The sequence below is a fragment of the Microcoleus sp. PH2017_09_SFU_O_A genome, from assembly GCF_020738625.1.
Lineage (GTDB): Bacteria > Cyanobacteriota > Cyanobacteriia > Cyanobacteriales > Microcoleaceae > Microcoleus.
The window spans coordinates 36,181-61,525 of record NZ_JAEQCF010000013.1 but is presented as its reverse complement, the minus strand read 5'-3'; the positions used below and the strand labels follow the sequence as shown (position 1 = coordinate 61,525).

Here is a 25,345-nt window from a genome sequence, read left to right as displayed (position 1 = left end):
TGGTTTCACGTACTTTGCCATATTAGTATTATGGATCGCCATGTACGCATTGTCCAGTCTTGTCCAATAAATTAATGATTAGAGGCATACCGATCGAATCTCCCTTAGCTTTTCAAGCAGATGCGATCGCGGATTATCAGTCTACCTTAGCCGTTGACTGCCAGCCAAACGTTATTTATGCGATCGCCAACGGCCAAGTCTTAATTACCAGTGTCAACACCGGAGGCAGCATAACCCCTTCGGTACCAAATATACTGCCTTTCTCTCCCCAAGCAGTGGCCAGAGATCCGCTATCATCAGTCAACCTGCTTTATTACCTGGAACCTACCAATAACGGTCGGATCGGCACCTGGAACCCTACCGACACCAACTCCCGATGCTGACTTAGCAGTCACAAAAACTGACGGGCAGACTACTGCAACACCAGGCACTCTTCTGAGTTATACAGTTACTGTTACAAACAACAGTTCCTGCTACATAAAAGGTATATCCTTTACCGATAACCTTCCTGCTAGCTTGACGGGAGTCACTTGGACTGCTTCGCTTTCAGGTGTAGGTGCTTTCCCGACTGCTGCGGATCGATCGGGTTCGGGCAACAACATCAATACGAAACTGGATCTAGATGCTGGATCGACTGCTACCTATATTGTTACTGGTACTGTTGCTAATAGCGCGATCGACACCACGATTAGCAACACAGCTACGGCAACTCCGCCAGAAGGTATCGTCGATAAGATCCTTAGCAACAACAACAGTGCGACTGACTTAACTGCTGTTGCGGCCAACCAACCTCCGGTTACAGCTAGCCCCAGCACCACAGTTAATCCCGGTAGCACCGTCCCTGTAACCGGATTGGGTGCTACAGATGCTGACGGGACGATCGCATCTTACACCGTCAACACGCTACCGCCAGCAGCCCAAGGCGTCTTATTTCTAGGAGATCCGGCAACAGGTGGAGTGGCAGTCATAGCAGGTCAAACCCTGACTCCGGCTCAAATTAGTCAGTTATTCTTCAAATCGACAGGCACATTCAACGGCGCTAATTTTACTTACAGCGCTACCGATGACAAAGGTGCTACCAGCCCTGCAACCGCGACACTCGGTGCGATCGCATTACCAGCACCTCTAGGGCGCCGGTACAGTAGAATATTTTGACAAAAACCATTTTTTTGTCCTCATGCGAGAGCCCTGCCAAGGTCTACATCAACATACATACTATGTCGCTTGTGTCAACCTTTAATACTGAACCGACGCCCTAGTTGGAGGGGAGGGAAACGACAAAGCTTTCGGAGGAAAAGGCAGCGATTTGGTATATGGCGAGCTCGGTTCCGACACCCTCTACGGTGGCGAAGATGGAGACACCATCGTCGGCGATTACGGCAACCCGATGGCTGATACTTCTAACGAAGGAGACTTAATATTTGGCGATCGAGGTGCGGATTTAATCGCTGGTGGCAATGGCAACGATACCGTATATGGCGGTAAAGGTAACGACAAAGCTTACGGTGGCAAAGACAACGACCTGATCTGGGGCGAAATTGGTTCCGATACTTTGATCGGCGATAGCGGTAACGATATCCTGTACGGCGGTACGACAGATTCGTTGGTGCGAGATACACAAGGACGCGACTTGCTATTTGGTGGTGGTGGCAACGACTTCCTCAACGGAGATGAAGCGAATGACACTATTAGTGGCGGCAAAGACGACGATACCCTACGCGGTGGCAAGGATGATGACATTATTCACGGTGATGCAGGCAATGACTTGATGTTCGGTGATAATGGTAATGATATGCTCTGTGGCAATGATGGCAACGATACGATTTTTGGAGATAACAAAGGTATCTCTGTTGCTGTCGGTGCGATCGGTCAGCAAGATTGTATTGATGGCGGTGCTGGCGATGATTGGATCAACGGTAATGAAGGACAAGATACGCTCGCTGGCGGTGAAGGTAACGATACTTTAATCGGTGGTAAAGATAACGATTTACTCACCGGTGGTATGGGTGATGATTGGTTGATTGGCGATATGGGTGACGATACTCTGATTGGAGGTATTGGCAGCGATCGCTTTGTGTTAAACCCCGGCAGTGGCGCGGATACGATTGTTAATTTTGAGGTTGGTTCGGATAAATTTGTCATCACAGGTGGTTTGAATTTGTCGCAGTTACAAATCAGCCAAAGTGCTAACACTACCTTCCTGAAATTTGCCAGCACTGGGGAAGTCTTGGCGACGGTAATTGGAGCAAATAACTTGATTTCTCAATCAGATTTCCTTCTGGTTTAGATTGCACTCGGGATTTAGGCACGCAGGCTGAATAAGCCGAGTTTTTCAACCGATATCTAAGGTACGTTGTTGCGCTTTAGCGCTCTATTAGTCTAGAATAGAGCGCTAAAGCGCAACAACGTACCTTTAACGTACTTTTGAAGTAAACCTGACGACAGCGCAGGATTGTAAGGCAGTTGTACAATGGGGCGAAAATGCGATCGCACCCAATTTCAAAGGAAGTACGTAGGCGTAAGCCGGGGCGTAGCCATCGCACAACTATCAAAAAGGACAGCCAAGCGTGCATCTCTACCTAGTCCGTCACGGCATCGCAGCGGAACCCGAAGAATATGATACAGACGAGGAACGGCCCCTAACTAAAGAGGGCGATCGTAAAACCCGAAAAATCGCTCAGCGGCTGTACGAGCTCGAAATTCAGTTCGATCTGATTCTTTCCAGTCCCCTACTACGCGCCACACAAACCGCCCAAATCCTGCTGTCAGCGGGTCTGAGTTCCAAAATAGAAGAATCCCTCCCCCTCGCACCTTCAGGAGACATCGGGGACTGGCTGAGGTGGTACAAGCAGTGGCAGGAAACAGGGAACCGCAGCTTGGCCCTGGTGGGGCACCAACCAGATTTGGGCAATTGGGCTGAAACTTTGCTTTGGGGGCGATCGCACGACACCCTCATTCTCAAAAAAGCAGGTATCATCGGTTTAATTCTCCCCGAAACAGGTTCCCCAGTCGGCCGCAGCCAAATGTTCTGGCTGACTGGGCCCAAGTTTTTGCTCTGCTAGAAACGGCGAATCGCCCTCTTAAACCCAGATTTTCGGGCGCAGAAAGCGGGTGGGAGGCGCGAAAATATCTAGCGGCGCGATCGATAACTTCGTTGAAAAATCCCGTTTCTGAGCGCCGGAGTGCCTGAGTCGCGATCGAATTATTATTGGTCAAGACGGTGACACGATCTTGCTTTCTGCTAATGTAATTTGATTAGATTCAACTCACACAACACGGTATCGCAATGGTCGTCGGCGAATTCAAACCAGGTTTAGAAGGTGTTCCCGCCACCTTGTCCAGTATTAGTTACGTAGATGGACAAAAAGGGGTGCTGGAATATCGCGGGATTAGCATCGAGGAACTAGCACTCAAAAGTTCCTTTGTCGAAACGTCATATTTATTAATCTGGGGTGTACTTCCAACAAAGGAAGAACTAGAAGCTTTCGAGCATGAAATTCGCTATCACCGCCGGATCAAATATCGCATCCGCGACATGATGAAATGCTTTCCCGAAAGAGGACATCCCATGGATGCCCTGCAAGCTTCAGCAGCGGCTTTAGGTTTATTTTACTCGCGCCGAGCTCTGGCTAACCCAGCATATATTCGAGAAGCTGTAGTGCGGCTGCTAGCTAAGATTCCCACAATGGTAGCAGCGTTCCAGCAAATGCGGCGAGGTAATGACCCCGTGCGGCCGAGGGATGACTTGAACTACTCGGCTAACTTTCTTTATATGCTAAACGAGCGAGAACCAGATCCGCTGTTAGCTAATATTTTTGACGTTTGTCTGACTCTGCACGCCGAACATACTATCAATGCCTCTACATTTTCGGCAATGGTAACAGCTTCGACGCTAACAGATCCTTACGGGGTGATTGCTTCAGCAGTTGGCACTTTGGCGGGGCCGCTGCACGGGGGAGCGAATGAAGAAGTGATTGAGATGTTGGAGCAAATTGGTTCTGTAGCAAACGTGCGGCCTTTTGTCGAGAAGTGCGTTGAAAATAAGGACAAAATCATGGGCTTCGGACACCGAGTTTATAAGGTGAAAGATCCGAGAGCAACTATTCTCCAAGGGTTAGCGGAACAGTTATTTGACAACTTTGGTCGCGATGATTATTACGACATTGCTGTCAAGTTGGAAGAAGTCGTTGAAGAGAAATTGGCTCACAAAGGAATTTATGCTAATGTAGATTTCTATTCTGGTCTGGTTTACCGGAAAATGGGAATTCCGACGGACTTGTTTACACCAGTTTTTGCGATCGCCCGAGTTGCCGGTTGGCTGGCCCACTGGAAGGAACAGCTAGAGACAAACCGCATTTACCGTCCGACTCAAATCTATACGGGTACTCACGGTGAGCCTTATATTGCGATCGAGGACAGGCTCCCATCTTAAAGCATAATTATCAAGTGCGATGTCGATAAATGGCGATCGTCCTGGTGAATGTATGCGCGATCTTATGTCCGGTGGCTCGATCGCAAAAACAGTTCGTAGTGCGGACTTCAGTCCGCAGCATTATGCGGACTGAAGTCCGCACTACGAACCTTACTTATTGCGGTCGATCGATCGGACATGATATGAAGTATTGAATCAAAAACCGCTTCCACGTTGCGAGTCAGGAAGCAATCTCAGTCTGCCAACAACTGCCGTGCTGGGTTTCACCCCTCTTGTATTTTATGCTGTTCGTTGGCGACAATAATAAGAAGTGACGATTTTCAGGAACTCCGGTCCTCAGGCTTGCGGGTCTGAGGTTTTTTATGGGAATATTACGAATAGCTTTCGGTAGGGTACTCAGTGGGAATCCTGCTTGTATTTACGCTTTGCTTGTATAGTATTTGGTAGAAAGCGAACATAACATCTATGGCTTATAGCAACAGCGAAACTGAGGGCAAATCTTTCTACCAATCCGAACCCTTAATCGCCCGGTTAAGAGGGATTATCCGAGATTATCCCGAAGGCGTTGGCATTATCAAAGAGTTGATCCAAAATGCTGACGATGCTAAAGCAACGCGGGTAGAAATTACTCTCGATTGGCGGCAGCATCAGCCTAAACAATTGCCTGACGATCGCATGATACAGCTCATGGGGCCGGCGATGCTAGTCTACAACGATCGCGTTTTTACAGACAAAGACTTTGACAGCATCCGCAGCCTCGGACAAAGTGAAAAAGCGCGAGACTTGCAGAAAACGGGTAGATTTGGCGTCGGGTTTAATGCCATATATCACGTTACAGATTATCCCAGCTTCGTTTCGCGCGATCGCATTATTTTTTTTGACCCCCACGGCGCAGCTATCCCCGGCACTTCCAGACAAGAACCCGGGCGCGAGTGGAATTTAGCAAACACTAAATGGTACGAAAAATATCCCGATTTTATGCAAGTCTACGCAGCGGGAGGATTGCCATTAGGAGAGACAAATTTTCAAGGCACTTTGTTTCGCTTGCCTTTAAGAACCGCAGAACACGCGAAAAATAGCGAAATTCGCAAACAAGCTTTCACCGAATCCAACATCAAAGAACTGCTAGACGAACTGATTAATTCAGGTGAAGAGTTACTGCTATTTTTGAAATCTGTTCAGGAAATTAGAGTTTACGAAATTCCCGCCAACAGTCAAGAAACTAGGCAAGAAATTCTCGCAATTGTTACCCAGAACCAGCAAGAAGTACGAGAAGCACGCCAACTCCTCCTCGATGCAATTCCCGATACACCAGACAAATTGCTGGAATTGTGCCACCATAATCCAGCAGGTTTAGTATCAGTTTCATACCGCCACGACATAGAAACAATTAGCCGGAATCGAAATACCAAATCAACTTGGAGAACAGTCAGTTTAATTCGGACAGACGAAGGCGGGGAGTTGGCAAAAGTCATACAAGCAATGTACGAAAGCCAAGAAAAAGTATTGCCTTGGGCGGGCGCTGCTGCAAGAATTAATGCTGTGAGTACCGAGGGAAATCCTCAACCTGTCAACGGAAAAGTTTACTGTTTTTTGCCGCTTCCCCTCGAAACCGGGCTACCTATTCACATTAATGGTTTTTTCAACTTAAATAGTTCGCGCGACAACCTCAGCAGCGACAGCGGACAAACTGGAAAAGATAGACCGAGATCTATTTGGAACCATCTACTCGCACAGCACGTTTTGTCCCACGCTTATGCTAATTTAATTGTTGATTTAGTGCAAGATATCGGCAGGTATCAGCCAGAGGGATTTTACAAGTTTTGGCCTGTTGGCAAAATTACTGTCAGCAAAGCTCTCGAAGAACTGCACCGCTGTGTCATACAGTTATTGTATCAGAGATTAGTTGTGCGATCGGCTGTAGAACACACTGTAACTGAACGTCAATTCAGCGGGGTAGCGATGTCACAAACAAAATGGGTGACACCTCCGACAGTTAAAAATTTACCCTCGAAAAAGTGGTGGGACGAATTATTAGCAGCAATGCGCGCCGACAATATCGACATTCCCGAACCGCCATTACCAGATTCAATTTTAGCAGCTTTTAAAGATGCAGGTTTGCCATTACAAACATTCACTCCGGCTAATCTGCGCCAGCACTTAACTGAAAACAAACAGCTAGGTGTGCCGTTGCAAGATGCACCGAAACCCAGCCTGCAAAATAGACAGTGGATTGCGAATATGCTGCGCTATTGCATCAGCGACAATCATCGAGATTTGCGCGGTTTGCCGCTAGCTATTCTCGCGAATAATACTTTACAAGTATTTGGTTACAACCCGATAGGCACTATTTACTTTTCCGAGGATACATCAAGGCAGATATTTGCCAATCATCTAGAATGGTTTTTGCACCGAGATTTAACTAATGTAGTGCCTCGACATAACATGATTGGTGTGTCAGAAATGAATGCTACAGAAGTAGCTAAAAAATTGATTCATGTCATTAGTTCAACGCAGTCAGAATGCGATTGGCAAGCTGATGCACTACATCCACCAAATACAGACTGGTTGACTCTCGTATACAATTATTTTTCTAATATCTCGCCTAGATATCTGTCGTCAGAAACAGTCGAGGAATTAAAGAAGGTTCCGCTGGTTCCGGGAAATGATGGTAAGCTCCACAAAGGAGGAACTGCGGGAACTCCTTTGTTGTGCGGTGATAATATTGCAGCGGAAATCATCGAGGCTGTACAGTATTTTGGGGTGACGCTTGTCCGAGCACCGGCAAAACTTGAAAGTGCGATCGCCCAATTTGCCCAAAGACACAAAAATCTGTTAGTCTATTTTCTGACAGGCCCAGATGTCCTAGACACGGTATCTTCGCGGTGCGATCGAGGTTTGCCACCCTACCACCAACAGCATTATACATCTCTCCTCAACTTCCTAGCAGCTTCAGAACCAACAAATTACGACCAAGATAGCCTCCACAAGCTGCGTCAACTTCCAATTTACCCCACAACTTCCCACGAAATCGTTTCCCTCAACGATGAAAATGTCTACCTTCCGGGCGGCGGATACGAACCGCCGGAAATTGCAGGTACGTTGAGGCTTTTACGGACAGAAAAAAACCAAGAATGGCTGCGACTGTTCCAATTTTTGCAAGTTCCGGTACTCAATCGTGCTAGACTGATTCGCGAGTGTTTGTTACCTGAGTATGCCTCATTAGCGCCGGAAGAACAATTAATCGCGCTGGCGTGGATTCGAGAGCATCTCACTGAAGCTTATAAAGAACTAGAAAAGGCAGGAGAGGATGCTTTTTCATTCAAAGAAGAGCTGAAAAAGGCGCGTTTGGTACGCTGTAGCGATCGCAGATTGCGCTCTGTCGAACTAATTTACAATCCCGAAAGTCAAGTAATCCGCAACATTCTCGGAAATTTAGCAGCTATTCCAGATATGGAATTTTACTCGCAGGATTATCCACTGTGGCTCGAATTCTTTGAGAATTTGGGAATGCGAAAAACCTTGAGTGCAGATGACATTGTAGTTTGTGTTGACAATCTAATTCAAACTGCGAATCGTTCAGGTGCAGGCGCAGTAACCGATGCTTCGATTGCGGTTTTTAACTATATCATTGATAATTGGGATGCACTAAAATATACCTCAATTGGAAACACCAACAAAACACTGGCTGAAACACTCGCAGATAAACCTTGGCTTCCTGTTGAGCAAAATCCTCAAAAGTTAAGCCAATATCCCGCCGCTGCTATACCTGAACCGAGGCTGTATCGCGCTAAAGATGTCTGTTTCATTCAAGATGTTCGGTTAGTTGCAAGCCAAAGATTCGTATTTGCACGCCCTCAGCGGGATTTGCTGAAACCCGAAATCAAAACAGCACTTGGTTTTATGCCTGTAGATACAAGTACAGTTATTGACCACTTTGATACATTAATAAAAACTTGGGAAAATGACAGTTGAAATCACAATATCCGACGATTTAAACGCACAAATACAATCAGTCAAGGCAATTTACAAATATCTTGATGAGACTTTCATCAAAGGCAGTATTTCCAGCGAACAACGCCAGCAAATTCAACAGCGATTTGCTGGGCGTCAATGTCTGTGGGATGATTCTAGGGGCAAGTTTTGGCGGCCGAAACACGCTTTTTTGGATGACGTGCCTTTTTTCGGGAACCGCCGCACAACGATAGATGTTTCTCATCCATTTTCCGAAGTCTATCAGCTTTTAGGACAAGGGCGATCGCCCGTTGTGCAAGATTACCTAGATTTTCTCGAAGAATTAGCAGCCGAATACAGCAATACGCCGTTAAACGCAGCAGACAAAAACTATGCAATCGAGGTAATCAGTCGCCTAGAATCTCAACAGTCATTAGAAGGCCGTCCAGTTAAAAATCCACCGATTCTTACTGCAAACAACACACTTGCTCCCGCCTGTCAAGTTCTCATCCCGGACGCACCTTGGCGCAAAGATTATATTGACTCCAATCAGATACTGCACCAGCAAATCTCCCCAAAGTTTGCCAAATTAGCCGGAAGTCTTTCTTTATTAAAAGATGTGATTGAACGTCCGGCGGCAGTCAAAAATGCCTTAAATGCTCAAAGTAATGATTGGTGTCGGGAATGGCAAAAAACTCTCAATTCTCCGGAATTAATCTCTGGTTTAAAGCGGCTGATTTTTCACGAGTATGACTCTGAACCAATCCTCGATATCGTCTGGATTGCTAAAGCTCAAGTTTTGCCAGCCAGTCAAATAGATGTAGATTTATTCTGGAAGGGTGAAACAAAAATCGCTTCAGCTATACCGGGAACTCAATACTTTGACGAGTTCAAGAAAATATTTCATATTATCAGCAGCGGTAGCAGATACATTATGCTATGCTATTTAGCAGAAAGTATTAACGCTCAACTCGGCGAATATGCAGTGCAAAATCTGCTCCCGTTAGCAAGTATTCTGGATGCTGAGCCGCATCATATTAATGGTTTGCTCAACGAGTTGCGAATTCGGTCTTTACCGGGCGATTTGTCTCCCGTCACCGCAGCTAATTCGGAAATTAAATCCCCTCCAAGTTCCAGCGGCGATAAAAAGGGCGATAGTTCAATTTATTGGGGCGCTTTTTGAGCGAAAATAATCAGCATTATCGGCTAAGGAAGGTGCTTGTGGCGCACCCTACCAGCCTCTATTATTCAGTCCCTCTGAGCTCGGACATTGTTTGTGTAGACGCGGTTTCAACCGCCGAGTCTACACGGTTTAAATCGCCGATTCTAAATCGATTCAGTTACACCGATTGAGTTACATGATGGCGGCTAGTCAACTTATCCAATTGATTCACCAACAAACTCAGGAACAATCCCACATCGGTGACAACTCCAGTAGATTCGATCGACCCCCGATCGCTCAATTTCGTCACCACAGCCGGATTAATGTCCACACAGACCATCTTTACACCCGCAGGAGTCATATTTCCCACACCGATCGAATGCAGCATAGACGACAGCATTAACACCATATCCGCGCCCCGTAACAGCTCAGTATACTCTTCTTGAGCCTTCACCAAATCCATTTGCGTGTCGGGAAGCGGCCCGTCATCGCGGATCGAACCAGCCAGCGAAAACGGTATATTATGCTTCACACACTCGTACATTACACCGCTAGTAATCACGCCTGCTTCAACGGTTTTAGCAATACTGCCATAACGGCGCACAGTGTTAATCATTTTCAAGTGGTGGCGGTGTCCGCCGCGCACAGCTACGCCGCGTTTCATGTCAACTCCCAAAGAAGTTCCCATGCTAGATTGTTCCATGTCGTGAACTGCGATCGCATTTCCACCTAACAATGCTTGTACGTAACCTTCGCGGATCAAATGCGCTAAATGTTCGCCGCCGCCGGTGTGAATCACCACAGGCCCCGCCGTCACCACAACTTTACCGCCCCGATCGCGAATTTGGCGCAATTCCCACGCTACTTGTTCCACTACCAATTCTACCCGGCGCTCGCTAGAAACGCTACCGGACATAAAGCTAAATTCTTGAGAATTGCGCTGTTCCCGCGATTCTGTTTTGCGGATAGTACGGATACCAACCACATCAACAACGACTTTTTCACCTATTTTTAAATCGCGCAACAATTTGCACGTAGCCACCGGGCCTTCTGCGGTTTCAGTAATTGCAACTGCACCATCCATCCGCTGATTTCGCGCTTTCACCCACTGACCGTTTACCCGCACTTCTGTAGGATAAATGGTACTAACGTAAAAGTCGTCTGGGCCGACACCATCTTGCACGACATCTTCTAAAATAGCGTCGCAAATCTCTTGCGGCGGTGGCACTGCACCCAAGTCAATCAGCAATCCCATGATTTCTTCCATCACATCGTGGGAAGGTGCCGAAACTTTCACATCCGCGGATGATGTGCTTTGGCGCTGTTCTCCTAAATTGAAATTGAGCACTTGGAAACTGCCACCGTTTTCGATAATTAAGTCTAAAGCGCGGCTGATTAAACCGGCATCAAGCAGGTGACCTTCCATGCGAATGGCACGGCTTTCTACCATCACGTTTGCCGATCGATCTTCTTGCACAGGTTCATTCACCCGCAGCGTCAAACACTTACAGGCGCCACCCGCTTTCAAAAATTCGCTCATCGGCGTTTCAATGACTTTGAAGCCCGCTTGAGTGATGCGCTTGTTTAAGCCTTCGCTCACCTTATTCATTACCACAACTTTGTCAATATTCACAGCATTGCAAGCAAAATTAGCGGCATCTGCTTCTTCGATCGCAATCCGTTTTTCCGGCGCTACTCGCATTTCAATTAAGCGGTTTGAGTAAGAGTCAAATGCTGCTGGATAGTAGAGCAAATATCCGCCTGTGAGCGGACAAAAACAGGTGTCTAGGTGATAGAAACGTTCGTCTACTAAACGCAGCGACAGCACTTCAATGTTCAGCCAGTTTGCTAGCAACGGATGCGAGTCGAGTTCGGAACGGAAGCCGTATCCTGCCCACAACCAGCGTCCTTCGCGATCGAGCAAAGCGTCACCAGCACCCTCAAACGGCAAGTCTTTCGGGAGTTCGTGCACGGTGAAACCTTGGTTTTCAAACCATGCTTTGAAATAGGGTTCTTCGCCTTGGCGTTCCTTGTGATAGAAGCGGCTGAGGACAAAAGTATTGCCTAAAAGTAAGCCAGCGTTGGCGGTGAACACCATATCCGGCCAGCCTTTTTCGGGCGGTACCAGGTCTACAACGGCGTTGTCTTTCAACACGTGGTAAAGTTTCTCCCACTGTTCGACGGCGCGATCGCGCGATGATTTGTGTACGTTACCCTCCATCCAAGGGTTAATCACGTAATCTACATCGTAGTGGTCGGGAGCGCACATCAGGAAGCGAATTGAGTCGGTCATAATTCAGTTAAAATGTGGTAGATGCTACAGACTTAAGTTGAGATAGTATGTATGAAATCAACTGTAAAATTCACTCCCAAGAGAAAGAGTGCAACGTCTAGCAGCGAAAAAAGTAGCTCTCAATTATATCACAGTTAGGTTAAAATCAAACTCAGCCACAGACGGTTTGCATGAAATATCGGATAAAATTTCAGGTTTTGACATTATTTTCGGTAAATTACTCTTCATAAAAGGTTCGTAGTGAGGACTTTAGTCCTTCTTTCTGAGGGGATCATCTCATTTTTGCAAAAAGCATTTTTTCTTTCATTTCTTTCAGTGCGAGCGTCCCGCTCGCGTGCTTTATAAAGCACGCGAGCGGGGACAGCACTACAAATGCAAAACTGAGATGCTCCCGAAAGAAGGACTTTAGTCCTCACTACAAACCTATTTTACTTTCAACTTTTTTTGCGAAATCGGCAGTTCGATCGCAAATTCTGTACCTCGGTCAACTTCTGAATGACACCACAAATTACCGCCATGGCGGTCTTTCACAATTTGGTAACTAATCGACAATCCCAAACCAGTGCCACTGCCGATCGGCTTTGTACTAAAAAATGGGTCAAACATCCTTGACTGAACCTCAGGACAGATACCGGGCCCGCTGTCAGCAATCCGCACGCACACTTGATTTTCGCTGCTGACTTCCGTAATAATGCGAATCTGATTAACTTTGTCATTACAGGCTGCTGATGACTCTTCCACAGCATCGATCGCATTTGACAGCAAATTCATAAATACCTGATTTAATTGCGCCGGATAACACTCAACATTGGGCAGTTCGCCGTAATTTTTAACAACTTGAATTTCCCGACGTTTTGGCTGTGACAGCAATCGATGCTGCAAAATCACCAAAGTGCTCTCTATCCCTTCATGAATATCGATTACTTTGCGCTCTTTTTCATCGAGTCTCGAAAAGTTTCGCAAGGACAACACGATCTGCTTAATTCTGTTAGCACCTGCTTGCATTGAAGCCAGCACTCTGGGGAAATCCTCAGCGATAAAATCCACTTCTATTTCTGCCAATCTTTCGGCAATTTCTGGCACTGGTTCGGGATAATTTTGCTGGTAAAGCTGGATCAATTTTACCAAATCGTTAGCGTACTGTGCGGCGGGAATAATATTGCCGTAGATGAAGCTGACGGGGTTATTAATTTCATGGGCAACTCCCGCCACCATTTGCCCAATACTTGACATCTTTGCGGCTTGAATCAGTTGTGATTGAGCATTTTTTAAGTATTCCAGAGTTTGTTCTAACTGTTGGGCTTTTTCTCGTTCTCGCTGTTCGCTATTTCGCAAACTTGCTTCGGCTTGTTTGCGATCGCTAATATCGATATGCGTGCCCGTCATCCGCAAAGGATTTCCCGAATCATCACGTTCCATCACCTTAGCTTGAGCCAAAATCCACTTCCATTCACCGATTTTTTTCAGCATCCGAAATTCTGCTTCGTAGGTCGGTTTTTTGCCTACCAGATGAGCATTTATCGCTGCTGTAGCCAGAGGCAAATCATCTGGATGTACAAGTCTTTCCCAGGCTGCATAACTATTTTCTATTTCCTCTACTTCATATCCCAGCATCGTCTTCCACCGTGAATTCAAATAGACTTCTCCCGTGGCAAGATTCCAATCCCACAATCCCGTCGCACTGGCTTCAAATGCCAGGTAAAAACGTTCTTCGCTAATTTGCAGCGCTGCTTCCGCTTCTTTGCGATCGGTGATATCCATTACTGTTCCAAACAGTTTAATTACTTCTAGGGATTTGTTAAAAATAGCTTCTCCCCTTGTTTCGAGGTATCTAATTTGACCGCTGGGATGCAAAATTCGCAACTCTTTTTTGTAGGAAGTTCCCTGTGAGATACCAAGGCTGACAGTTTGTTGAAACAACTCTCTGTCCTCTGGATGATACATCTGTAAAAGTTCGATATATGTCGGTTCAGGTGCGGCTGAGTCCAGACCAAAAATGCGGAATACTTCTTCCGACCAAATATTTTTATTGGTGACGAGATCGAATTCCCAATTGCCGATATGGGCAATTTTCTGGGCTGCTGCTAGACTAGCTTCGCTTTGTTGCAATTTAAGTCGCTGCTCTTTATCTTGTTCCAGAAGATTGGCTTGAGCGATCGCAATTCCCATTTGTGCAGCGACAGCTTTCAATAATCTGATCTCATTTTGCGTCCAGTGGCGGGGCTCATCGTACTGGTGCAAGCACATCATTCCGTTGGGTTTTCCCTGGTAGGAAGTGCGGATGGCTATCATCGACTTCAAACCTATTTGACGGCACAAATCAGTAACATTTTCCAGCAGCGGTTCAGCAAAAACATCGTCAGAAACTACAGGTTTATCTTGAGACAACACCAACTGAGCGTGAGGATTTCCCAGGACGGGAATTTCTACTACATCGCACAGCGTTGCTGATTCAGATTTCCTGTACTGAGTCATACAATAGATGCGGGGCAGTGGGTGTTCTTTGTAGGTGTGAATCAAGCAAGAATCGGCATTAAAAACTCGACCTATTTGAGCAGCCGCTGTTTGATAAACTTGGTCTTGCTTTAAGCTGTAGCGAATTTCGAGAGTAATTGTTTCTAGCAGAAATCTTTGCTTGATTTGCCGCTCCAAAGCAGACAAAGCTGTTTTAAGATCGAATTCTGCTTGTTTGCGATCGCTAATTTCAGTAGCAGTTCCCAGAATTTTCCAAGGTTTGCCCTCCACCGTCCTTGAAAACACCGTATCCCGGCTAAAAAACCAGCGAAATTCACCATTTTTGTGTTCTATTCGGTATTCAAACTCAAAGCTTTCACCATCTTTTGATGTCTGAATCCTCCTCATATGTTCTGAGAATGCTGGCAAATCGTCAGGGTGTATTAAGTTAGGAAGAAATGCTGCTGGCATTTGCTGTATTTCTTCCAGCGAGTAGCCAAGATCGATATATAGTTCGCGATTGAGATACAGAATTCGCTGTTCTATCACATCGTAAACGTACAAAACATTAGGATTCATTTTAATTACTGCCGACAGCCATTGCTGACTTTCTCGCAGTTGTGCTTCGACCCGCTTGCGTTCTTCTATTTCTGCTTCCAGCCGCGCATTTTGTGCTACTACTTGCCGAGAAAGCCTGCTCAGATGCATTTGACTTTCGACGCGAGCGACCAATTCTTCTATTTGAAATGGTTTAGTAATGTAGTCTATAGCTCCCAGCGAAAAAGCTTTAACTTTATCAAAAGTTTCATTTAAAGAGCTGATAAAAATTACAGGAATATCTTTGGTTTCAGGAGCAGCTTTTAGCTGTTTGCAGACTTGATAGCCATCTATACCGGGCATCATAATGTCCAGCAAAATTAAATCCGGTGGAGTCGATCGCGCAAACTTAAGGGCTAATTTTCCATCTAGTGTTGGCCGCACTTGATATCCCCGCTCGGACAACAACTTGGATAAAAGACGCAAGCTTTCTGGGTGGTCGTCAACAATTAAAATGTTTTGTTTTAAGCCAGATATTTCAGATTTTTTTGTTGTTATTTTGGCGTATTTTTGGTCAATTTTATTCACGATAACCCCTCAGAGTCTTAGGAATATCTACGCAGCTTTTCTATCTATAGCGTTTACTATTTTGTTTTCATATGATAATTTTGCTGCGTAATATAGTGTGTATTAATCAAATTGTAAGAATCATTAAAGCGCAAGTGCTTATAGGTAGAACTATGAGCTTGCGGCAACAATAAAATTGGGTAGATGTTGATTTATGGCGCGAATTTGAGCAGTATAAGTTTCTATCAGCTCCGCATCCTGTTTATCAATCGCTGGTCATTCTATTTTAGATTGGAGATTTCGGGATCAGACGTTCGATCAGGGAAATCGTCCAACGATTTTAGATTTACAAGGGTAGATGAATCTGGGAGATTGAACTTTTATCTAAAATTTTGGAATGCTCGTGACAGAAGAATGTGAGACGGTATCCGTTTTTGGACAGGAGTCAATGAGTGGCTGTATGCGATGCTTTTATTAGCTATGGCAGCATAAATCAGACACACAGCTTCCCTTTTGTGCTATGCCAGTGGCACTGTCCGATCGCCTGCCAACATAGCGCACCCCTTAATTTGTATTCAGTCTATCAAAAATGTCTGCATCTTTAATTCTTTGTTTCAGCAAATTATTGCAGGCGATCGAGAAAACAGCCGATATTCCTCAAATCAGGCATAAATCCGGCAAATTTCATTAAATATAAAATTCAAACAGTGATTAGAACGCGGTTTCGCTACTATTGGGCTAGTTGCTCAATGTTTGTTTTTAAGTATATCTACTGGCTCTGCACGGCAAGCAAATCGAGCCTGACAACCTGCTACCGTATCTTAAGTTTTGTTGAGGCGTTGGCGCGATCGCCTGTACAGCATCTAGATTGTCTGCGATCTTAAAGGAGGAGAGGATTTGACGAGTAGGGAATAGGGCCTTGAAATCTACAATTTAAATGCCGTACAGCTTACTCATCAGTCAATATCAATCTAAAATCTAAAATCTAAAATGGCACGATCTATGGCATCTTTGTAGGAGCGTGCAATTCATCGCAAGCAGCATACACGGCTTTGACATTATACCAATTCAGAAAAATTCGAGCAATTTCTAAAGCTAACTGCGACTTACCTCGGTCAATCAACCACTGCAAAAAAGGTTTCATAGTGCGCTCGTTCAGCATCCCGCCCAAAGATAAAACTCCCCACAGTATTTGGTGCAAAACAGTCATTTGAATCATCAGCCGCACTTCCCAAGTGGGGTGTTTTTGATAAAACAAAACTCCCATTCTTCCGCGCTGAATTTCTCGGTCAATCATCCCAGGAATTTGCTCTAAACTAAAAGGTGGATGCCAGTGATAGCCAACAGCAGTCGGACATTTAATCAATTTTAAACCTAATTTTTTCAACCTGACACCCAATTCTAAATCTTCCCATCCGTAAAGTTGAAAGCGAGTGTCAAATAGTCCAGCTTCCAGTAGCCAGTGACGGGCGATGCCGACATTTCCCGTGGCAAAATAAGCAGCCGAAAAATCAGTTATTTTGTAAGGTTCGGCAGTGGGATTGTCGAAATTGCAAGTATTAATCACGCTGCCGTAAGTAAAAACCGCATCAGTATCTTTGTAAGCCTGTAGCAAAGCATCTGCGTGTGCTTGCAAAAAATCCTTTGTAACGACTAAATCGCTATCAATAAAAATAATTGTCTCGCCTTTAGCATCTTCAACGCCCAAATTCCTGGCGGCGGCGGGGCCTTGATGAGATTGACAGATCGATCGCACGTGCGGCAAAAACTCAGCATCTGCGGCCAACCAGTCGATCGTCCCGTCCGTCGAACCGTCATCGACTACAATCACCTCATAATCTGTGACAATGTTATCAAACTGCTGATTTTCTAGAGCCAGTAGACATTTTGCCAAAATCGGTTTACGATTGTACGTCGGAATCACAACACTAAAAAACACGGCTTTACCCCATCGCCACAGTTACCGTATCCCACGGTAGCAGATTTTTCGCAGCAAGTCCTCAGAAAAATAGGCAAGTTGAGCAAAAAAAGAATATCTAAATCTGTACTATTTCTGACAAGAATCGAGGTCAATTAGGTGCATAATACAAAGTTGGTTAAATATCACATCTTGCACCATTATCCAGAACAGGCAAGATGCCTGTTCCACAAAAATTTAATTTTATGGTGGGGTGGGCATCTTGCCCGCCCTAAAAAGCTTAGTGATAATGGTGCAAGATGTCAGTTAAATTCAGGATGTAAATAGCAATGAGTCGCGCTAAAAAAGTTGTGCTAGCATATTCCGGCGGAGTCGATACTTCTGTCTGCATTCCTTACCTGATGAAGGAGTGGGGAGTCGAAGAGGTAATTACTCTGGCGGCGGATTTGGGACAGGGAGATGAATTAGAACCCATCCGCAAGAAAGCTTTAGCATCTGGTGCTTCGGAATCTTTGGTGATTGATGCTACGGAAGAATTTGTCAAAGATTATGCCTTCCCAGCAATTCAAGCTAACGCGCTTTACGAAAATCGGTATCCGCTATCTACGGCGCTAGCGCGCCCGCTGATTGCTAAATTGTTGGTAGAAGCTGCCGAAAAATACGGTGCGGATGCGATCGCCCACGGTTGTACTGGTAAGGGAAATGACCAAGTACGGTTCGATGTGTCGATCGGCGCACTGAATCCCAAGATTAAGATTTTAGCACCAGCGCGGGAATGGAAAATGAGCCGCGAGGAAACCATCGCCTACGGTGAAAGATGCGGTATTCCGTCGCCGGTGAAGAAGTCTTCACCTTATAGTATCGATCGCAATTTGTTAGGAATGGCGATCGAAGCCGGCATCCTCGAAGATCCTTGGGCGGAACCGCCGGAAGAGGTGTTTTTGATGACAAAGGCGATCGAACAAACTCCCGACACACCCGAATACATCGAAATCGGTTTCGACTGCGGAAAACCAGTCAGTTTAAACGGCAAAGAATTAGCACCAGTCGCCCTAATTACCCAACTCAACGAAATAGCTGGAAATCACGGAGTCGGCCGCATCGACATGATTGAAAATCGTGTAGTCGGGATTAAATCGCGGGAAATTTACGAAACACCAGCGATTTTAGTTTTGATGCACGCGCACCGAGACTTAGAAAGTTTGACTTTGACAGCAGATGTCACGCGATACAAGCGCGGCATCGAAGAAACCTACAGCCAAATGATTTACAACGGCCTTTGGTACAACCCTTTAAAAACAGCTTTAGACGCATTTATTCTAGACACGCAAAAGCGAGTAACTGGAACCGTGCGCCTAAAAATGTTCAAAGGAAACGCCACAATTGTCGGCCGCAAATCCGAGAATTCGCTGTACAGTTTCGACTTAGCAACCTACGGCGCCGAGGATGAATTCGACCACAAGGCTGCGGAAGGATTTGTCTACGTTTGGGGATTGCCAACCCGCATTTGGTCGGAGAAGAATCGGGGTTAGAATGTGTTAACAGGACTTGTGCAAAGAAACCGGGTTTCTATCAAAAATCTTTGCTTTCTAAACTAGAGATTTAGGAAGAAACCCGGTTTCTGACCTCGGCATCCAGCAAGACTGACAAACAAAGTCCCAGCAGAGTGGGACTAAGAGTAAGGTGGGCAATGCCCACCTTATTTGTTAAAATATGGATCAAATAATTTAAAAATCCTAGTGGGTTTGGTATAATAGAAGTGGTCGGAATCTACAATCATAAAAAACTCAATATAAAGCCAATGGTTGCAAATCAAAGCCAAAATTACATCTCGCCGGAAGAGTATCTGAAATTAGAAGAAATCAGCCAGGTTAAACATGAGTATATTCAGGGCGAAACCTACGCAATGGCGGGTGCAAGTGATGCTCATGTAACTATTAGTGTCAACTTAGTTACCTTGTTGAGAAATCATGTTCGGGGTAGTGGCTGTCGTGCTTATATGTCAGACATGAAAGCTAGGATTGAATCTAGGAATATTTATTACTATCCCGACGTGATGGTAACGTGCGATGAACGGGACAAAGCATTTCAATCTTTTAAAAGACATCCTTGTTTAATTATCGAGGTTTTGTCAACAGGAACTGAAGGATTCGATCGCGGTGATAAGTTTGCTGACTATCAAGAATTAGAAACGCTTCAGGAGTATGTGTTAATTAGTCAAAAGCGGCAGCGGGTTGAGTGTTTTCGCCGCAATGCTGAGGGGTTGTGGGTTTTGTATTCTTACACCCAAGGAAGCGAAATTCACTTGGCTAGTGTTGACTTTCGCACTAGCATGGATTCTATCTATGAGGATGTAATCTTTACCAACGAAAGTCAGTCGGCGATTGAAATCGCTTCTACACAAACGAAGTCCGCCTTCGCGGACTGAAGAATAGAATGGATATTATGGTAGGATTTGGTATCATAGCTATGCCTGACTTAATATTTCCAAAAACTCCTGTACAACTAGATCGGGTTGTTCGCTGCATCGGGTAGCATCGTAATGTTTGACAAGACTGATGCCAGAATCTATGAAAAGCTGGCACATTTCATCTTCTGTTGCGTTTTGATGCGATGATTCGCTGTCAATTTTCAGCATCCCTAATTTACCTTGATGAAATATCAGAAAGTCAGCTTCTTGGTTTTGTCTCCCTTCTGGTGTTGCGAGTCGGAGTTGGGAGTTGGGGATGAAGAGAGTGGATGTGCGATCGAGTATTTCGGCAATTTTCACTTGTGCTTCTGAATGGAAGCAAAAACCGTTCCAGTTAATTTCGTTTTCTGAGTCAGATAATTCAGTTTCACTGTCAGAAGTTATTATTTTATCTAAATCAGTTTGAACATAATCAGCTTCATTTAAATTGGCGAATAATCTTGCTCCACTTAAGTTTGCTCCGCTGAGATTAGCACCAGTGAGATTAACTTCGATGGTTAGATTTCGCTGTAGATTCACTTTACCTCGTCCTAAGTATCGTTTCAATACTGACTTGAGATTATCTTTTTTAACTTTTTCTTCTAGTGCTTTTGAAAGTAGTTTCCATAGTTTAGCACCAGCATCTTTGATATAATCATAATCATAACCTGTGCTTGTAGCAATTTCCATATAAGACACCCCTTCCCAAGATTGACGAAACACTAGCTCTTGAACTTTGTTGAGGCGATCGTAGTTGAGGGCTGTTTCTGCGATCGCTATGGCTTCGTCAACGGTCATATGTTAAAGTCCCTTACTAGCGGAGCGTTAAGGTAGGCTGAGTATAGATTGTACCGCAACAGGGAACAAATCTTACTTTTTTATTACTTTTTTATTACTTTTTCTCACTGTAAAAGCTGATATTAAGTCGGTATAGTTTAAAAAACTAATGAATTTTATATGGAACCTGTAACATTGACAGCCGGGGCGATCGCAACTTTGGTCTTAGTCAAAGCCACTGAGAAGGCTGGTGAAAAGCTAGGTGAGCTAGTCGTTGAGAAAGCTGGTAAGTTGCTATCACTGCTTAAGACAAAGTTACCGAGAACAGCAACGGCTATAGAAGTATCTGAACACCAGCCCTTAGATTATGGCAAGGCTGTTCTTGAGTTAGAAGCAGCCATGAAAGACCCGGAAGTCGCTAAAGCAGTCGAGGAAGTAGATACAGCAGTAAAGGCAGACCCGGAAGTTGCTAAATTAGTTGAAGATGTTGCAAATACCCTTAAGTCTAAATCACCAAGCACTCAAAATTTTATGAATATAGTAGAAAAAGTAGTGAACTTTGCTCAGGGAGATAAAGCTTCCATTGTTATCGAAAACCAGAACATCAACATATGACCGGAGTCGCCCGCTAGTTTACGGGAAAAGCAGAAACATACTTTTGATAGCTTTGTCAAAAAAATTGCCGATGACTACATCTATTTAGAATATCTGCCTCCTCGTGTAGCCGATCGAAAGTGGGAAGTTGTGAAATCTGCTTCTGTAGAAGAATTTGGAAAAATTGAGTTAAAGGCTCTTAAGCTAGTTGTTAGCTATTGCTACTATTTTAGTAAAGGTTTTCCAAGACCTTCAGCAGAATACCAAGCTATCACAAGTCGAGAAGATTACTATTATATGGCAAGACAGTTAACAACAGAAGGCAAATTAAGGGTTGGCAGTGCTAAGCTAAGCTCTATCATAAAAGACTCAAAAATGGCTGAAATAATCCGATCAATGGAGGCATAAAAATGACAGTAAACCAGTCAGAAAAAACTAAATTAATCCGACAGTATTTTGAATGCTTAAAAAAACGAAGAACAGCCACTGAATCATTTGGAGAACAAGTGATTGCAGATTTCTTAGAACACTTGAAAAATAAGAGAGCGCCAAGAGAAGGAATTTTTGTGTACGTTGTAGTAGGAGGATTATTAGTATCACTTTTAATCAGTCCTACATTGACTTTTATTCTGGCTGTAGTAGTTTTAATTATAAGTCAACAAAAAACACCTGTCAAAATCAAGATGACAATAGACGAAGAAAGACAAATCGATAAATGGCTCTTAGAAGGCAAAAGAAAACTCTTCCAAAAAGCTCCCAATGAATTAGGTTTGATTTTAGGAGTAAATCCACCTCAAGCTCTTAATGTAGTCTTGAATCAAGATGCTCCTATAGCACTTTGTACTGGATTTATAAAAGATAGCCCTTCTTCACAAGACACTCAAGATTATTTAATTGAAGATTACTTTGTGGAGAAAGGACTAGATGGCAATACTAGATACAGTATTCATGTATTTCTGGTGATTTTCCTATGTAAAAATTTTATGGCATACTACAAGTGTCATTGGAATTTTATCAATAATGTGGAAACTTTAGTTGAAACAGGTGAGTATCTATATGACACAATTGTTTCTGTAAAGACCCAGGAAATGTCATTAGCAATGCCAGGGAATGATACTGGAAACAGGTTAACATACAAGAAAATTTTGCAGATTAGCACTACAGACAGCAAAGACATTGAGTTTCCAGTTATAACAGACATAAGGTTGACTTCCGACCAAGATAGCATAACAGTTAAAGATGCAGCACATATTATTCGTGAAATGCTGAGAGAAAGACGTATTGATATGCAAATAGTGAAGCCGTTTGATGCAGATGATTGAGAATAATATAGGTAATAGCGAACTTTTACGATCGCACTTTCTATTCTCTCATTTGTTCACAGCACTCTTTGACGGATGGGTAAATAGGTTTGTGAAGTGCGATCGCACCCAGGTCAATTACCACATAAACAGTTCTTTGTCAACATAAACATCTTTCCCCAAAACCGTCAGCGGCATCATCTCCCCGCTGCCAAGCAAATCAATTGAAACCCCATCTCGAATCAAGATTTTAAACAATTCCTCGTCATCTTTTATCAAACTAGCATCTAACTCAATAACTTGACCTTCTTCCCTCATTACCTCCAATAAATCAGCAGTAGATACCTGAAATATTTCCTGATTATTGCACCGCGCAGTCAAGCAATTGCCGTAACTGCCCGTAGCTTCAATATCTGATATTACCCATTGCTTTAAGAGATAATTTTTATCTAAATACTCAAGGATTTTTGCAACTCTCAATTCCAGTTTTTCCTCTGCTTCGCAGCAAAGTGTCACAGCCCATTTTTGACCAATATTGTAGGTAATAGCCGACTTTTCAGATTTCATAATGCTTCCGGGATTCTACTATATCACTTCACTCTTCAGACTCAAAATCCACGCGATCGAACATTTCACCCAACGACATCTTAACTCAATCCAGGAACATCCTCATACAAAGCAGAGATTGGACACTGAAAATTGATACTAGCCAACTCCAGACATTCCCCCTCACCGCAGGAAGAAAAAACCCAACGCCCTTCCACATCGCGACGGTAGCAATCTACATTCATCCGTTGTTGACCGATTAACACATATTCTTGTATAGTTGAGAGCGATCGATAATCCGCAAATTTATCTCCTCTGTCAAACGCCTCAGTTGTTGGAGATAGGACTTCCACAATTAGCGAAGGATAGCAGATAAAATCGGCAACAGAAGTAGTATCTCGTTCATCGCAAGATACAGCTACATCTGGATAATAAAAAGTATTAATTGTCTCAAATCTTAGTTTTGTATCGGCCATAAAAACCAGGCAACCAGTCCCGCGCAGATGATTTCTCAGCCGAGTTGCTAAATTTAGACAAATCAAAACGTGGGGATTACTAGCCCCTGCCATTGCATAGATTTGTCCGTTCCTGTATTCATGCTTGATGGGACTTACCAGTTCACCTTCTAAATAGTCTTTAACTGAAACGTCAGGATGATTTTTGCTGGCAATCATTACGTTTTCCTCGATTTTTATGATTAAATTTACTCGCTTAATTCGATCTTACTTAATCATGTTTTTTATGGCTACTAATCAGACTCCGACTCAAAATCCACGCGATCGTACATTTCGCCCAAAGACATCTCAAACTGCACCGAGCTCAACACCAGAACCGCTTCAGCACCATCATACTCAGACAAAACCCACTTATTGTCATCCGTCTTAGAAAACTGTTCGACGTGCATCTCGTACTGATCGATCAAAATATACTCCCTCAAAGTGGGAATCGATCGCAAAAGTTTAAATTTTTCACCTCGATCGTAATTTGCTGTCGATTTCGATAAAACCTCAGCCACCATCACCACATTAGTAATCGCATCTTTCCTCCCCTCCGCAAACTCCAGCTTACCCGCAACCACCATCACATCAGGATAAGTACAAAATTGCTTTTGTGGTATCCACAAACGCAAGCCCAAAGCAAATAAATGATAATGTTTCTGTCCTTTAAAAGCAAAATTCAAAGGAGTAATAATATCACCTACTATCATATTGTGGTTGGCGGAATTCGCAGGCATTGGTAATATTTGACCGCGACAATATTCACTTTTGTCCTCTGCTGCTTCTTCTAAAGCAAAATACTCGGCTGGAGTGTAATAAGGTTGTGGCTTACTCTCAATTACTTCTTCGCGAATTTCTGTTGATGCCGTCATACTACATCCTCCTGCGATCGTACTCACAATTATAACCGGATTATCCGCAATCAAAACAACCGCTCAAAGCTCACTATCTGTCATTTTAATTACCTTCCCCTCAAACTCAAAACCCCTCTCCCAACCATCCAAATACTTATCCATATTAGGCTTGAACCACAGCGCCGCTTCCCCGTGTCCCAACTCCACCGCCCGATCGACTAATTCATACCAATGTGTCAGAGGCTTCCCCGTCGCTTCCACCGCTTGCAAATAATCCCAAACCACCTTTGGCACTGATACCGGCGACACCGCATACCTCAACAATTCCTGTGCACCCTCCGGCGAAACAATCACATTATTCTCAACCCAAATCATACCCACATCCGCCGCCTCTTCCCCTTGCCAATTCACCTCGCCTCTCAAAACATAACCCCAAGGTTTGATAAAATTGTCAATCAGATACTGCAACCATTCCACATAATCATAAAATTTTTCCATGCCATTCCACTGAATCCCCCCGCCGTCAGCAGTCGGAATCCACTGACACCACAAACCGGGCTGAGTCTTTGGCGGGCGGTTGTAATTTACGATCGACAATTCCGACTCTTCATCCCACTTTTCATTGACAAAATAGCAGCCTTCTTCGCCCACAGGCAAACCCACGGCTGTTCTCGCCGCATCGGGAACATCTTGCAAAATTTCAGGATTTCGCTTCATTCGCCTCGTCCGAGAAAACTCTAATAAATAAAGAGTTTCGCTATCCAATAACCGCTGATTTAAATGAAATGTGCCTTCAAAGATTGTAGTGTATCCCATGATTTCTATCTATTATAAATGTAGAGATATCGAAGTCTACCTCAGAATAAGTTTTATTGTTTGTGGAACGGGCTTCTAGCCTGTTCCTGACATTGGTGTAAAATATAAGTTTAACCTCAGATGTTACACTATTTTAAGAACGGGCAAGATGCCCGTTCCACAAGAAGATTGAGTCTTTTTGAGAAGAGTCTCCA

At 44.2% G+C, this 25,345-nt stretch carries 21 protein-coding genes and 1 pseudogene; 14 read left to right on the top strand and 8 right to left on the bottom strand.

The genetic code is table 11. The features are described 5' to 3' along the window. Window positions 1-74 precede the first annotated feature (74 nt). From JGK16_RS07800 to JGK16_RS07760, 9 genes and pseudogenes are all read left to right on the top strand, one after another. Window positions 75-383: a hypothetical protein gene (locus tag JGK16_RS07800; RefSeq protein WP_293190129.1), complete on the top strand. Its 309-nt coding sequence runs from the start codon at window positions 75-77 to the stop codon at window positions 381-383. Next, entirely contained in the window at window positions 286-1,155 is an 870-nt protein-coding gene (locus JGK16_RS07795; RefSeq protein WP_366517154.1) for a hypothetical protein, read from the top strand. The genes JGK16_RS07800 and JGK16_RS07795 overlap by 98 nt, the downstream gene beginning before the upstream one ends. Before the next feature lie 106 nt (window positions 1,156-1,261). Beyond that, window positions 1,262-1,327, top strand: a pseudogene (locus JGK16_RS07790) (hypothetical protein); the annotation flags it as partial. 60 nt (window positions 1,328-1,387) lie between these two features. Then, window positions 1,388-2,287, top strand: a complete 900-nt coding sequence (locus tag JGK16_RS07785) for a calcium-binding protein (protein ID WP_293186335.1) — start codon at window positions 1,388-1,390, stop codon at window positions 2,285-2,287. A 280-nt stretch (window positions 2,288-2,567) separates the two neighbouring features. Then, window positions 2,568-3,062, top strand: coding sequence for a phosphohistidine phosphatase SixA (gene sixA, locus JGK16_RS07780; protein WP_293186333.1), 495 nt, complete (start codon window positions 2,568-2,570; stop codon window positions 3,060-3,062). A 224-nt stretch (window positions 3,063-3,286) separates the two neighbouring features. Continuing rightward, entirely contained in the window at window positions 3,287-4,432 is a 1,146-nt protein-coding gene (locus tag JGK16_RS07775) for a citrate synthase (RefSeq protein WP_293190127.1), read from the top strand. A 29-nt stretch (window positions 4,433-4,461) separates the two neighbouring features. After that, window positions 4,462-4,626: a hypothetical protein gene (locus JGK16_RS07770; RefSeq protein WP_293190126.1), complete on the top strand. Its 165-nt coding sequence runs from the start codon at window positions 4,462-4,464 to the stop codon at window positions 4,624-4,626. A 271-nt stretch (window positions 4,627-4,897) separates the two neighbouring features. Next, window positions 4,898-8,407 (top strand): hypothetical protein, encoded by a 3,510-nt coding sequence (locus tag JGK16_RS07765; RefSeq protein WP_293190125.1) that lies wholly within the window; start codon window positions 4,898-4,900, stop codon window positions 8,405-8,407. Continuing rightward, window positions 8,397-9,569, top strand: a complete 1,173-nt coding sequence (locus tag JGK16_RS07760; protein WP_293190124.1) for a hypothetical protein — start codon at window positions 8,397-8,399, stop codon at window positions 9,567-9,569. Before JGK16_RS07765 ends, JGK16_RS07760 begins: the two co-directional genes overlap by 11 nt. A gap of 157 nt (window positions 9,570-9,726) precedes the next feature. Here the strand turns inward: JGK16_RS07760 and JGK16_RS07755 are convergent, their stop codons facing one another. The 3 genes from JGK16_RS07755 to JGK16_RS07745 all read right to left on the bottom strand — a co-directional run bounded on the left by JGK16_RS07755 (window position 9,727) and on the right by JGK16_RS07745 (window position 17,338). Further along, a complete protein-coding gene (locus JGK16_RS07755; protein ID WP_293186324.1) occupies window positions 9,727-11,841 on the bottom strand; it encodes a TIGR00300 family protein in 2,115 nt (704 codons plus the stop codon). A 423-nt stretch (window positions 11,842-12,264) separates the two neighbouring features. After that, the gene (locus JGK16_RS07750) at window positions 12,265-15,420 is read right to left on the bottom strand and encodes a PAS domain-containing protein (protein ID WP_293186322.1); all 3,156 of its coding nucleotides are present in this window, start codon (window positions 15,418-15,420) and stop codon (window positions 12,265-12,267) included. Between the two features lie 979 nt (window positions 15,421-16,399). Continuing rightward, window positions 16,400-17,338, bottom strand: a complete 939-nt coding sequence (locus tag JGK16_RS07745; protein ID WP_293190123.1) for a glycosyltransferase — start codon at window positions 17,336-17,338, stop codon at window positions 16,400-16,402. Between the two features lie 308 nt (window positions 17,339-17,646). Between JGK16_RS07745 and JGK16_RS07740 the strand changes: the two genes are divergently transcribed. Both JGK16_RS07740 and JGK16_RS07735 read left to right on the top strand, forming a co-directional pair. Continuing rightward, window positions 17,647-18,849 (top strand): argininosuccinate synthase, encoded by a 1,203-nt coding sequence (locus JGK16_RS07740; protein WP_293179989.1) that lies wholly within the window; start codon window positions 17,647-17,649, stop codon window positions 18,847-18,849. Between the two features lie 269 nt (window positions 18,850-19,118). Then, the gene (locus JGK16_RS07735) at window positions 19,119-19,745 is read left to right on the top strand and encodes a Uma2 family endonuclease (protein WP_293190122.1); all 627 of its coding nucleotides are present in this window, start codon (window positions 19,119-19,121) and stop codon (window positions 19,743-19,745) included. A 39-nt stretch (window positions 19,746-19,784) separates the two neighbouring features. On the opposite strand, the gene JGK16_RS07730 is transcribed toward JGK16_RS07735, so the two are convergent. After that, window positions 19,785-20,564, bottom strand: coding sequence for a pentapeptide repeat-containing protein (locus JGK16_RS07730; RefSeq protein WP_293190121.1), 780 nt, complete (start codon window positions 20,562-20,564; stop codon window positions 19,785-19,787). A gap of 159 nt (window positions 20,565-20,723) precedes the next feature. Between JGK16_RS07730 and JGK16_RS07725 the strand changes: the two genes are divergently transcribed. From JGK16_RS07725 to JGK16_RS07715, 3 genes are all read left to right on the top strand, one after another. Continuing rightward, the gene (locus tag JGK16_RS07725; RefSeq protein ID WP_293190120.1) at window positions 20,724-21,158 is read left to right on the top strand and encodes a hypothetical protein; all 435 of its coding nucleotides are present in this window, start codon (window positions 20,724-20,726) and stop codon (window positions 21,156-21,158) included. Window positions 21,159-21,287: 129 nt separating this feature from the next. Beyond that, window positions 21,288-21,545, top strand: coding sequence for a hypothetical protein (locus tag JGK16_RS07720; RefSeq protein WP_293190119.1), 258 nt, complete (start codon window positions 21,288-21,290; stop codon window positions 21,543-21,545). Between the two features lie 2 nt (window positions 21,546-21,547). Further along, window positions 21,548-22,459: a hypothetical protein gene (locus JGK16_RS07715; protein ID WP_293190118.1), complete on the top strand. Its 912-nt coding sequence runs from the start codon at window positions 21,548-21,550 to the stop codon at window positions 22,457-22,459. Between the two features lie 117 nt (window positions 22,460-22,576). On the opposite strand, the gene JGK16_RS07710 is transcribed toward JGK16_RS07715, so the two are convergent. From JGK16_RS07710 to JGK16_RS07695, 4 genes are all read right to left on the bottom strand, one after another. Next, the gene (locus JGK16_RS07710; protein WP_293190117.1) at window positions 22,577-23,005 is read right to left on the bottom strand and encodes a hypothetical protein; all 429 of its coding nucleotides are present in this window, start codon (window positions 23,003-23,005) and stop codon (window positions 22,577-22,579) included. An 80-nt stretch (window positions 23,006-23,085) separates the two neighbouring features. After that, the gene (locus JGK16_RS07705) at window positions 23,086-23,658 is read right to left on the bottom strand and encodes a Uma2 family endonuclease (RefSeq protein WP_293190116.1); all 573 of its coding nucleotides are present in this window, start codon (window positions 23,656-23,658) and stop codon (window positions 23,086-23,088) included. A 74-nt stretch (window positions 23,659-23,732) separates the two neighbouring features. Continuing rightward, the gene (locus JGK16_RS07700; RefSeq protein ID WP_293180010.1) at window positions 23,733-24,353 is read right to left on the bottom strand and encodes a Uma2 family endonuclease; all 621 of its coding nucleotides are present in this window, start codon (window positions 24,351-24,353) and stop codon (window positions 23,733-23,735) included. A 63-nt stretch (window positions 24,354-24,416) separates the two neighbouring features. Then, window positions 24,417-25,151, bottom strand: a complete 735-nt coding sequence (locus JGK16_RS07695; protein WP_293190115.1) for a hypothetical protein — start codon at window positions 25,149-25,151, stop codon at window positions 24,417-24,419. Between the last annotated feature and the right edge of the window lie 194 nt (window positions 25,152-25,345).